The organism is Kutzneria sp. NPDC052558 (assembly GCF_044547355.1).
Lineage (GTDB): Bacteria > Actinomycetota > Actinomycetes > Mycobacteriales > Pseudonocardiaceae > Kutzneria.
In genome coordinates, this window is record NZ_JBIUAG010000018.1 from 82,728 (window position 1) to 94,440 (window position 11,713).

The following is an 11,713-nucleotide window of genomic DNA, read 5'->3' on the forward strand; positions in this document are numbered from 1 at the left end:
CGCAACTGCGGGGCCCTGTCACTTTCGAGTGATGCTCACATGCGCAGTCGCTGCGGCGTCGGCTTGTGGTTGCGGCGGGCGCGGTTGGTGGCGTGCACGACGAACAGCGTGATCAGCAGCAGCGCCACGCCGATCAGCGTGCCGTACATGGCGTACATCATCGGCGACAGGCTTTTCACCTGGGCCACGCCGACATCGGACGGCAGCTGCCGTGCGGCGGCGGTGTCGGGGGAGTTCGGCTCGCCGGGGATCACCGCGGTCAGCGCGGCCACCGGGTCGATCATGCCGTAGCCGACCTGGTTGTTGCGGCCGCTGGGCGTGCCCGGGTGCTGCGCGGTCATCTCGATCCGGTGCATCACCTGGTAGGCGTCCAGCAACGGGTACTTCTCCCGGACCAGCGCGGCCAACCCGGCCACGTACGGCGAGGCGAAGCTGGTGCCCTGCAACGCCTGCGGCTTGCCGTTGGCGATTTCCTGGTTCACCAGGCCGGTTCTCGTGCCGGGGTCGAGGCTGATGATGCCGGTGCCCGGCCCGGCGACGCTGACCCACGGGCCCCACATGGAGAAGGCCGACGGCGTGCCGGGGGTCTGGTTGTTGGCGCTGTCGGTGTTGATCGCGGCGACCGACAGCACGTCGTCGGAGAACCAGGCCGGCGACTCGATCCACTTGGGGCGGTTGGGGTCGGGATTGTCGTTCTGGGTGGTGCAGCCGCCCTGCTGCTGCGGCTGGTTGCCGGCCGCGGCCACCAGGACCACGCCCTTGTCGTGCACGGCGTAGTGGATGGCGTTCTGCAAAATCTTCTGCGACGCCTGGTCGCCGGTGCCCATGGTCGGCGTCAGGCAGGCCGACAGCGACATGTTGATCACGGTGGCGTTCTTGGCGACCGCGGTCAGGATGGCGTACGCCAGCGTGACCGCGTTGCCGGCCAGGCGCTCGGGCTGGTCGTTGGACGTCTTCACGGTGATCACCGAGCTGGACTGGCGGATCGGCAGGATCTGCGCCTTGGGGGCCACACCCTGGAATCCGACGTCCATGCCGGTGGTGTCCGCGCCGATGATGCCGGCGACCTCGGTGCCGTGGCCGTCGCAGTCCTGCTGCCCCACGCCGGCGACGCCGTTGAGGTAGTCCTGCTCCGGTAGGAGCCTGCTGCCGAAGGCGTTGTGCGGGTTCACCCCGGTGTCGATCACGGCCACGGTCTGGCCGCTGCCCTGGGCGTACTGGTGGGCCTGGTCCAGCCGCAGCCAGGTCTGGCCGTTGGGCACGTCCTTGATCGCCTGGCTGCCGGTGGAGGTGATGCAGCCCTGCTTCAGGGTGAGCGCGCCACCGTTGACGCTGTTGTTCACCGGCCCGTTGGCCGGCGGGCCGGTGTAGGTCAGCGGCAGCTTCCACGCGTCGGCCCCGGCGGCCGGGGCCGTGTCCTGCGCCAGCGCGGGGGCCAGGCCGGGGCCGAGCAGGCCGACCACGACGGCCGCCGCCAGCGCGGATGTCCTAGTGATCAGCATCGTCCCTCAGAGGTTCAGGTGGCGCAGGGTGCTGTAGAGATCCATCACGGCCAGCGCCAGCGGCACCACCGCGACGATGCAGATGGCCTCGAAGATGTCCACGGACCGGCGCAGCACCGGCGAGAACTTCTGGCCCGGGAAGGCCACGCCGAGCACCAGGGCGGCCGCGCCGACCAGCACCAGCGTGCCGAACACCCACAGCAGCCGGCCGAACGGGTCGGACAGCGCGATCCAGCCGGCCAGCACGCCGCCGCCGGCGACGATGCCGCTGGCCAGCAGGGCCACCGCCTGGCTGCCGTTGGCGTAGGTGCGCGAGCGCAGCAGCATCACCAGCGTGACCACGACGGCGAAGATCGGGCCCCACACGGTGCCGGAGGTGGCGGCCAGCACGGCGGCGACGGCGGAGGTCACGCCGGCCCCGATGATCATGCCGGTCATGTACTCGTGGGCGAGGCCGGCTCGCTTCTCGATCATGGCGTACTCGGGGAAGCCGCCGTCGTCCTTGAGGTCCTCGGCGTTGCTGGGCACGGTGGGCAGCGGCAGCTTGGCCAGCCGGATGGTGAACCGCGGCAGCCAGGACAGCGCGACCAGCGACACCGCGGCCGCGCCGGCGGCCACGCCGGCGATCGGCTGGGTGTCCAGCAGCGCGCCGACCAGGAAGGCCAGCCAGCCCAGGGTGGACGCGGTGGCGGCGGCGATGAACACCGTCACCCCCGAGCCGACCAGCAGGATGCACGCCCAGGAAACGATCATCACCAGCAGGCAGGCCAACAACAGGCTCCAGCGGGTGACGTCGCCGGGAATGATGTAGAGCCCGGCCACGAAGGCCATCGGCAGGCCGCCGGCCGCGGCCACGATCACGCCGGTGGTCGGCGCCTGGTAGACGCGGGTCAGCACGGCCCCGACCGCGACGCTGGCGATCATCGCCACGCCGGCGGCGATCGCGGCCACCAGGCCGTAGCCGCCCGGCAGCACCGGACCGGCCAGCAGCACCGCGACGGCCGCCCCGATCAGCGCGGCGGTGCCGGCCACGTGACCGATTCGCCGTGCCGTCTCAGGGGTCCACGGCCGGAAACTGTCCGGATTGGACTCGGCGATGGCGTCCACGACGTCGTCGTACAGCGGTGGCGGCGGGTTCTCCGAGCGGCGGCGCAGTTGCAGCAGATCGCCGTCGACGACGCCGAGCGAGGCCAGCGTGCGGCTCGCGTCCAGCGGGGGATCGCCCAGCTTGGCCAGGCACCAACCGCCGTGCCGCGCGCCGCCGTCCGGCTTGACCTCCTTGGCCATGTGCAACAGCATCGGCATCAGGTCGGCAACCGCGACGTCGGACGGCAACGCGACGTCGATGCGTGTCTGCGGCGCGACCACGGTCACCCGGCTGAACACCGTCGTACCGGTTGCCACCAGGGCCCCCTCATCTTTCGGTCTCGTGTGGACTGACACCACCGCGCCGGCGTTGCGCGCCCGAACTCCGCGAACCGGCCGCGCGCTGTCGGTGGCCGCCCCTAGTATGGCCGCACCGGCACGGCCGGGAACGGCGGTTCCGGTGAAGACGTTCCAATGGGTTTAGATCCACCCCCGACCCGAAGAGGTGTGTCCCGGTGAGCACGCTCCAGTTCAGGCGTCAGGCGCGCCTTGCCGCTCCGCGGCCGCCCGGCGGTGAGGTGCACCTGGAGCCGCCGCCCGAGCTGCCCCGGGTCATTCCCGGCAACATCGTGATGAAGGTGCTGCCGGTCGTCATGATCGTGGCGTCGGTGGGCATGATGGGGTACATGTTCGCGGCGCCCGGCGCCAAGAACCCGCAGACGATCATGATGGGCGGCTTCTTCCTCATCTCCACCGTCGGCATGATGGCCGGCGGCGCCGGCGGCGGGCGCGGCGGCTCGCAGCGCAAGGCCGAGATGAACGAGGACCGCAAGGACTACCTGCGCTACCTCGGCCAGATGCGGGAGCGCGCCCGGGACGCGGCCGACGAGCAGCGGGCCGCCCTGGAGTGGAACCACCCGGACCCGCAGGCGCTGTGGTCGATGGCCACCACCCGGCGGATGTGGGAGCGCCGGCAGACCGACCCCGACTTCGGCCACGTGCGCATCGCCCGCGGCTCGCAGCGGCTGGCCACCCGGCTGGTGCCGCCGCAGACCGGCCCGGTCGACGAGCTGGAGCCGATCGCCACCCTGGCGCTGCGCCGGTTCGTGCGCGCCCACTCGATCGTGCCCGAGCTGCCCACCATGATCACCATGCGCGGCTTCGCCGCCATCTCGCTGCTGGGCGAGCGGGACCAGACCCGCGCCCTGGCCCGGGCCATGGTCGGCCAGCTGGTCACCTTCCACTCGCCCGAGGACCTGCTGGTCGCCGTGGTCAGCGCCGGGCGGGCCAAGAACGAGTGGGAATGGTGCAAGTGGCTGCCGCACGCCCAGCACCCGACCGAGGTGGACGGCATCGGCCAGCTGCGGCTGATGAGCGGCTCGCTCCAGCAGGTCGAGGACTGGCTCCAGGACCTGACCAAGGACCGCCAGCGCTTCCAGCGCAACGCGCCGCCGCTGACCGACCAGCCGCACATCCTGATCATCGTCGACGACGGCGAGGTCAGCCGCGAGGAGCAGATCATCCTCGACGAGGGCCTGGTCGGGGTGACCCTGCTCGACCTGTCCGACTCGCTGGGCAACCTGCCGGCCCGCCGCGGCCTGCGGCTGGTGGTGGAGCCGACGCGGCTGGGCGCCCGCAGCAACGCCGGCGTGGAGTGGTTCGGCCAGCCCGACGGGCTCAGCGTGGCCGAGGCCGAGGCGCTGGCCCGGCGGCTGTCGCCGTACCGGATCGGCGGCCAGGAGGCCACCGGCGGCGAGGACCAGCCGCTGCTCAACGCCAACCCGCCGATCCTGGAGCTGCTGGGCATCCCCGGCGACCCGATGACCTTCGAGATCGCCCAGGCCTGGCGGCCGCGGCCCAAGTCCGACCGGTACAAGATCCCGTTCGGCGTTGGCGAGTTCGGCCAGTCCGTGGACCTGGACATCAAGGAGGCGGCCGAGGGCGGCATGGGCCCGCACGGCCTGTGCATCGGCGCCACCGGCTCGGGCAAGTCGGAGTTCCTGCGCACCCTGGTGCTGGGCCTGCTGGCCACCCACTCGTCCACCGCGCTGAACATGATCCTGGTCGACTTCAAGGGTGGCGCGACCTTCCTGGGTCTGGACGACGCGCCGCACGTGGCCGCGGTCATCACCAACCTGTCCGGCGATCTCACCCTGGTCGACCGCATGAAGGACGCCATCGCCGGCGAGGTGTCCCGCCGCCAGGAGGTCCTGGCCAAGGGCAACTACAAGAACGTCTGGGACTACGAGAGCGCCCGCGAGAAGGGCGCCGACCTCGACCCGCTTCCGGCCCTGTTCATCTGCATCGACGAGTTCTCCGAGATGCTGACGGCCAAGCCGGACTTCATCGACATCTTCCTCCAGATCGGCCGGGTCGGCCGGTCGCTCCAGATGCACATGCTGCTGGCCTCGCAGCGGCTGGAGGAGGGCAAGCTGCGCGGCCTGGACACCTATCTGTCCTACCGAATCGGCCTGAAGACCTTCTCCGCGTCCGAGTCCCGGGCGGTGCTCGGCGTGCCCGACGCCTACGAGCTGCCGCCCATCCCGGGCTCGGGCTACCTGGCCGTGCAGGGCGAGCCGATGACCCGGTTCAAGGCCGCCTACGTGTCCGGCCCGTACCGGCCGGCCGGCATGATCGCCGGCCCGGCCACGCCCGCCGGCATCAGCGGCGACCGGCGGCCCAAGTTCTTCGTGCCGGACTTCGTGGAGATCCCCAAGGAGCCGGAGAAGCCGCGCGAGGTCGTCAAGGAGAAGCCCAAGGACGACGACAAGATCGAGCCCAGCGTGCTCGAGGTCATCGTCGGCCGGCTGGTCGGCCAGGGCGCGCCGGCCCACGAGGTGTGGCTGCCGCCGCTGAACGAGCCGCAGTCGCTGGACATGCTGCTGCCGCCGCTGGCCGCGACCCCGGACCGGGGCATCTACCCGCAGGGCTACCAGGGCTACCTGCAGATCCCGCTCGGCCTGGTGGACAAGCCGTTCGACCAGCGCCGGGACCCGTTCTGGGCCGACTTCTCCGGCGCGGCCGGCCACGGCGCGGTCGTCGGCGGCCCGCAGTCGGGCAAGTCGATGCTGCTGCGGACGCTGATCATGTCGATGGCCGTCACGCACACCCCGGAGGAGGTCCAGTTCTACTGCCTGGACCTCGGCGGCGGCACGCTCGCGCCGCTGGAGGGGCTGCCGCACGTCGGCGGCGTGGCCAGCCGGCTGGAGCCGGACAAGGCCCGCCGCATGGTGGCCGAGCTGACCGGCCTGATCGCCGACCGGGAGCTGCGCTTCCGCGCCGCCGGCATCGACGGCATGGTCGAGTTCCGCAACCGCAAGCGGCGGGGCGAGATCAAGGACGACCCGTACGGCGACGTCTTCGTGATCATCGACGGCTGGCTGAACTTCCGGCAGGAGTTCGAGGCCCTGGAGCAGTCCATCCTCAACCTGGCCGCGCAGGGCCTGTCCTTCGGCATCCACGTGATCATCTCGGCCAACCGGTGGGCGGAGATCCGGCCGGCGGTCAAGGACCTCATGGGCACCCGGTTCGAGCTGCGGCTGGGCGACCCGAGCGAGTCCGAGTTCGACCGCAAGGTGGCGGTGAACGTGCCGGTCGGCCGGCCCGGCCGCGGCATGACCCCGGACAAGCTGCACTTCCTGACCGCGTTGCCGCGCATCGACTCCTCGTCCAACCCGGGCGACGTCGCCGCCGGCGTGCAGGACGCCATCGCCAAGATCACCGGCGCCTGGCGCGGCCCGGTCGCGCCGCAGGTCCGGCTGCTGCCCGAGCTGCTGCCCTACGAGCAGCTGCCGCTGCCCCAGCAGCAGCGCAACCCGCGCCTGATCCCGATCGGCGTCAACGAGGACGGGCTGGCCCCGCTGTTCCTCGACTTCGACAACGACTCGCACTTCTACGCGTTCGCCGAGGGCGAGTCCGGCAAGACCAACCTGCTGCGGACCGTGGTGCGGGGCATCATGACCCGCTACACCACCGCCGAGGCGGTCATCCTGCTGGTCGACTACCGGCGCACGATGCTCGGCTTCGTCGACACCGACCACCTGCTCAGCTACGTGGTGTCGGCCAACCAGCTCGGCGACACCGTCAACGACGTGCGCAACTCGCTCAAGGGCCGGCTGCCCGGCCCGGACGTCACCCAGGAGCAGCTCAAGGCCCGGTCCTGGTGGAAGGGGCCGGAGGTGTTCGTCGTGGTCGACGACTACGACCTGGTCGCCACCCAGAGCGGCAACCCGCTGCAGCCGCTGGCCGAGTTCCTGCCGCAGGCCAAGGACGTCGGCCTGCACATGATCCTGGCCCGCCGCTCCGGCGGCGCCAGCCGGGCGCTGTTCGACCCGGTGATCGGCAAGCTGCGCGAGATCGCCGCGCCGGGCATGGTCATGAGCTGCAGCAAGGACGAGGGTGTGCTGGTCGGCACGTACAAGCCGCAGATCCTGCCGCCGGGCCGGGGCGTGATCGTGACCCGCAAGCTGGGCCAGCAGCTGATGCAGACCGCGTGGCTGCCGGGCGAGTGAGTTGACAGCGCTGATGCCGCGCGGGCATCGGCCCCTCTGGGGCCGATGCCTCGCCCTTGCCGTGCGAAGCACCGGCGGGGCCTCGCGACCCTTCCGAGGAGGGTGAGCGCGATGTCCTTTCACGTAGCGGTCGACTTCGGCACGTCCAGCACGTGCGTGGCGGTGGCCGTCGACGGGCGGGAGCCGCAGCTGGTCGTGCTGGAGGGCGGCACGCCGGTGATGCCGTCGGCGGTCTTCGCCGACCGCGGCGGCACCCTGTTCGTCGGGCAGGAGGCGGAGCGGCAGGCGGCGGTGGACCCGTCGCGGTACGAGCCGAACCCCAAGCGGCGCATCGACGAGGGGCAGTTGCTGCTCGGCGACACCGTGCTCAACGTGCTGGACGTGGTGCGGGCCGTGCTGGTCCGCGCCACCAATGAGGCCCGACGGCTGGTCGGCGGGGCCCGGATCGATCTGCTGGTGCTGACCCACCCGGCCGACTGGGGCGCGGTCCGCACCCGGATCCTGCGCCAGGCCGGGCAGGGGCTGGGCGCGGAGCTGTCGCTGGTCCCGGAGCCGGTGGCGGCGGCGGTGTTCCACTCGGCGTCCACTGCCATGCCCGATGGCGCGGCGCTGGCCGTGCTCGACCTGGGCGGCGGCACCGTGGACGCCAGCGTGGTGCGTCGGCGCGGGGCCTCGTTCGAGGTGCTGGCGGCCCGGGGCGAGCCGAACTTCGGCGGCGCGGACATCGACCAGGCGTTGCTGGAGCACGTCGGCACCTTGGTGTCGGGCCAGGACCCGGAAGCCTGGCGGGCGCTGGTGGAGGGCCGGGAGATGGCCGACCGCCGGCGGCGGCGGGTGCTGCGGCAGGACGTGCGTGGGGCCAAGGAGACGTTGTCCCGGCACGCCTACACCGACGTGCCGATGCCGCCGCCGTTCCCCGATGCCCACGTGACAAGGGCCGATCTGGAGCGGATCGTCGGCCCGCAGCTGGGCCGGGCGGCCGACCTGGTCGCCGAGACCGTCCGGGCCGCGCGGCTGACCCCGGGCGAGCTGAGCACCGTGTTCCTGGTCGGCGGTTCGAGCCGGATTCCGTTGGTGGCACGGCTGGTGCACGAGCGGACCGGCGTGCTTGCGACCACTTTGGACCAACCGGAGACCATCGTGGCCCGCGGCGCGCTGCGGGTCGTCACGCTTGATCCACATCGGACCGGGGCCTACCCGGGAGTGCGGCCGCCGAGCCCGATGCAGCAGCCGCTGGAGACACCGAGCCCCGGCTACCCGGCGGTGCCGGTCGGCGGTGCCGGGCCGATGCCGGCCGGCGCGGCCGATTTCAGGCCGACCTCCGACGTCACGCATCCGGTGGCGGTGAGCGTGCCGGTGGCGGCGAAGACCCGGGGCAAGTGGCTGCCGTGGCTCGTGGTCGGCTCCGCGGTGCTGGTGATCGCCGCCGGGGTGACGGTGTTCCGGCTGGTCACCGCCGGCCCGGACGGCAGGCCGGTGGCCCAGTACGACTACCGCTTCACCGCGCCGGTGGGCTGGAGCCAGGTCGGCGGCGACGCGTCCCGCCGCGAGGTGCAGCTCAAGCCGGACGGGTCGACCGGCCAGCACCTGATCGACGTGCAGGAGCGGGCCCTGACCTACGACGCCACGGCCCAGCGCGACCTGGCCGTCAGCCAGGTGCGGTCGGCGGTGGCGGCCGGCGGCTCCGGGTACTCCGGTTTCTCGGACAGCGTCCGCTTCGGCGGCAAGGATGTCCTCTACTACAACGAGCAGCGGGACGGCGCGTCCGTCGACTGGTACGTGGTGCTCCAGGGCAAGGCGCAGGTCAGCGTCGGCTGCCAGTACCCGACCGGCGGCAAGGACGCCGTGCTGGCCGCGTGCGAACAGGTCGTGAGCACACTGGCGGTGCAGGCCTGAGGAGGGAGACGCCGTGCACATCGGCGACGCGATGAGCCAGTTCCGGTCCGAGGCCGACGCCGCCGTGGCGCGGGGCAGCAGGGCCGCCGCCGAGGCCCGGGCCCGCAGCGCGGCCACCAAGGGGAAGACCCGGGAGCTGGTCGGCCGGGTGCGGGCCCGGCAGACCCAGCCGCAGCCGGCCGACCTCACCTCGCCGGGGCTGCGGCGGGCCGCCGCCTCGTTCCGCGCCGACGAGGGGCTGCCGGTGGACCGGCTGCCGGAGGGCGCCGAGCTGCTCGCCCCGATCGGGTCGACTACTGCCAGTGGGCCGAAGCCACCCGCACCGGGGAGCCGACGCCCCCGTCCGAGTGACGATGACGAGGACTTTTTGCAGGAGGGAATCTTCTACCGGGGGTAGTTCCACCCGGGTGCGTTTACTAGAGCAACTGTTTGCGAAGAAGTCGCGACGGGGTGGAACCGACCATGGCACTGTCGTCGTCGCAGTAGATGTACGAACCAAGCACGCAGAACTGACCCAGATTGAAGGGGGCCTGTCCCAATGGCCGGTAGTTTCGGTACCAAGACCGCTGAGATGGCGAGCTGCGCCAAGGACATCCAGAACGTCGAGCAGGAGATCAACGCGACGGTCAGCAAGCTCAACGGCGACCTCGCCCCGCTCGAGGCCAGCTGGAAGGGCCAGGCCTCGCAGGCGTTCCAGCAGCTCCAGCAGCGTCTGATGGAGGACGCGAAGAAGCTGAACCAGGCGCTGTCCGACATCGGCACCGCCATGAAGGGCGCTTCCGACACCTACTCGCAGCAGGAAGACGCGGCGCACCACGGCATCAGCAACATCGCCAGCCGCCTCAACGGCTGACCTCGGCTTCTTGTTTCTGCCGTAGTCGTAATAGCAGCTTCTTCATCAACGGACTTGTCTACTTCATTCAGGGGAGAACACCGTGAGCGGTGAAATCAGGGTCACCTTCGCCGAGATCCAGCAGGCGTCGACCGACATCACCAACGCGTCCAACACCATCGACCAGCACCTCAGCGACCTCAAGGGCAAGATCGCCCCGATCGTCGCCGACTGGACCGGTGACGCGTCCGAGGCGTACCAGGACGCGCAGCGTCGGTGGGACCAGGCGGCCAAGGACTTCAACGAGACCCTTCAGGCCATCGGCGTCGCCGTGCGTCAGGCCGGCGAGGGCTACCAGGACGCCGAGGGTTCGGCCAAGAAGCTCTGGGGCTGAGACCTTCCTCACGCCTGCGTTCGCAGTGCCCGTGGACCCCGGGACGACCAGTCCTGGGGTCCACGTATGTGTTCCGACCACCCGTTTTGACCCTCACGGGTGTGGCCGGGTATCTTCTTTCTTTGTTGTGCGGTAATGCGGCGCGAGGCTTGCTGCCGCGCGTGCTCCAGCAGTTCGTGATCACGCTGGCGCGCCCGCCGCAACGACACCCCATGACATGAGCGTGGACCTTCGCAGGGTCGCGCTACAGAGTGAGTGACGACGAGGTAGATCCGTGCGCACGTACAGCCCGAAGGCCGGCGAGGTGAACCGCGCCTGGCACGTCATCGACGCCCAGGACGTGGTGCTCGGCCGGCTCGCCACCCAGGCCGCGACGCTGCTGCGTGGCAAGCACAAGCCCATCTACGCCCCGCATGTCGACACCGGTGACTTCGTCGTCATCGTGAACGCCGAGAAGGTGGCGCTCACCGGCAACAAGCGGGACCAGGCCTTCGTGTACCGCCACAGCGGCCACCCGGGCGGCCTGAGCAAGCGCTCCTTCGGCGAGATGCTGGAGAAGCAGCCCGAGCGTCTCGTGGAGCGGGCGATCAAGGGCATGCTGCCGCACACCCGCCTGGGCCGTGCGATGGCCAGCAAGCTCAAGGTGTACGCCGGCCCGGCGCACCCGCACGCGGCGCAGCAGCCGCAGCCGTTCGAGATCACCAAGATCGCCCAGTGACCGAGGAAGTTTCAGTGACCACTCCTGACCACGAGCCCGAGCAGCTCGCCGACGAGGCCGTCGCTGCCGAGGCCACCGAGGCTGTCGAGACCACCGACGCCGAGACCACCGAGGCCGACGCCGTCGCCGAGTTCGACGCCGTCGAGGCGGACGCCGAGGACGAGGCCGCTGCGGCGCCCGCCCCGGTCGCGCTGCCCAACCGCCTGATCCAGACCGTCGGCCGCCGCAAGGAGGCCATCGTTCGCGTGCGACTGGTGCCGGGTTCCGGCAAGTTCACGCTGAACGGCAAGAGCCTGGAGCAGTACTTCCCGAACAAGGTCCACCAGCAGCTCATCAAGGAGCCGCTGGTGACCGTCGAGCGCACCGAGACGTTCGACGTCATCGGCAACCTCGTCGGCGGCGGCATCTCCGGCCAGGCCGGCGCGCTGCGGCTGGCGATCGCCCGTGCGCTCATCGAGTTCGAGTCCGAGGACCGTCCGGCCCTGAAGAAGGCCGGCTTCCTGACCCGTGACCCGCGGGCCAAGGAGCGCAAGAAGTACGGTCTGAAGAAGGCCCGCAAGGCGCCTCAGTACAGCAAGCGGTAAGGCGAAAGTCGACGGGCGGCGTGTGTCTGCGGAAAGCGCAGACCACGCCGCCTTTCGGTGTCTTGGGGGGGGGGGGGGCCCCCCCCCCCCCCCCGCGCGGGGGGGCGGCGCCCCCCCCCCCCCCCCGCGACCCCCCGGCGCGGGGGGGCGGGGCCGCACGGGGGGGGGGGGGGGGGGGGGGGGGGCACGT

The 11,713-nt window shown here is 71.2% G+C and carries 9 protein-coding genes; 7 read left to right on the plus strand and 2 right to left on the minus strand.

The window, feature by feature from the left end; translation table 11 throughout:
• Positions 1-35: 35 nt before the first annotated feature.
• Complete coding sequence (gene mycP / locus ACIG5F_RS29445; RefSeq protein WP_396522955.1) at positions 36-1,502, minus strand: type VII secretion-associated serine protease mycosin; 1,467 nt, start codon at positions 1,500-1,502, stop codon at positions 36-38.
• 6 nt (positions 1,503-1,508) lie between these two features.
• Positions 1,509-2,906: a type VII secretion integral membrane protein EccD gene (gene eccD / locus ACIG5F_RS29450; protein ID WP_396522957.1), complete on the minus strand. Its 1,398-nt coding sequence runs from the start codon at positions 2,904-2,906 to the stop codon at positions 1,509-1,511.
• A 197-nt stretch (positions 2,907-3,103) separates the two neighbouring features.
• On the opposite strand from eccD, the gene eccCa reads away from it, so the two are divergent.
• From eccCa to rpsI, 7 genes are all read left to right on the plus strand, one after another.
• Positions 3,104-7,099, plus strand: coding sequence for a type VII secretion protein EccCa (eccCa, locus tag ACIG5F_RS29455; protein ID WP_396522959.1), 3,996 nt, complete (start codon positions 3,104-3,106; stop codon positions 7,097-7,099).
• 111 nt (positions 7,100-7,210) lie between these two features.
• Entirely contained in the window at positions 7,211-8,995 is a 1,785-nt protein-coding gene (locus ACIG5F_RS29460) for a type VII secretion-associated protein (RefSeq protein ID WP_396522960.1), read from the plus strand.
• Between the two features lie 13 nt (positions 8,996-9,008).
• Positions 9,009-9,392, plus strand: coding sequence for a hypothetical protein (locus ACIG5F_RS29465; RefSeq protein WP_396522962.1), 384 nt, complete (start codon positions 9,009-9,011; stop codon positions 9,390-9,392).
• A 141-nt stretch (positions 9,393-9,533) separates the two neighbouring features.
• A complete protein-coding gene (locus ACIG5F_RS29470; protein ID WP_396522964.1) occupies positions 9,534-9,848 on the plus strand; it encodes a WXG100 family type VII secretion target in 315 nt (104 codons plus the stop codon).
• A gap of 82 nt (positions 9,849-9,930) precedes the next feature.
• Positions 9,931-10,221 (plus strand): WXG100 family type VII secretion target, encoded by a 291-nt coding sequence (locus tag ACIG5F_RS29475; protein ID WP_396522966.1) that lies wholly within the window; start codon positions 9,931-9,933, stop codon positions 10,219-10,221.
• Positions 10,222-10,495: 274 nt separating this feature from the next.
• Positions 10,496-10,939, plus strand: a complete 444-nt coding sequence (gene rplM, locus ACIG5F_RS29480) for a 50S ribosomal protein L13 (protein WP_211765042.1) — start codon at positions 10,496-10,498, stop codon at positions 10,937-10,939.
• A gap of 14 nt (positions 10,940-10,953) precedes the next feature.
• Positions 10,954-11,523 (plus strand): 30S ribosomal protein S9, encoded by a 570-nt coding sequence (gene rpsI, locus ACIG5F_RS29485; RefSeq protein ID WP_396522968.1) that lies wholly within the window; start codon positions 10,954-10,956, stop codon positions 11,521-11,523.
• Positions 11,524-11,713 lie beyond the last annotated feature (190 nt).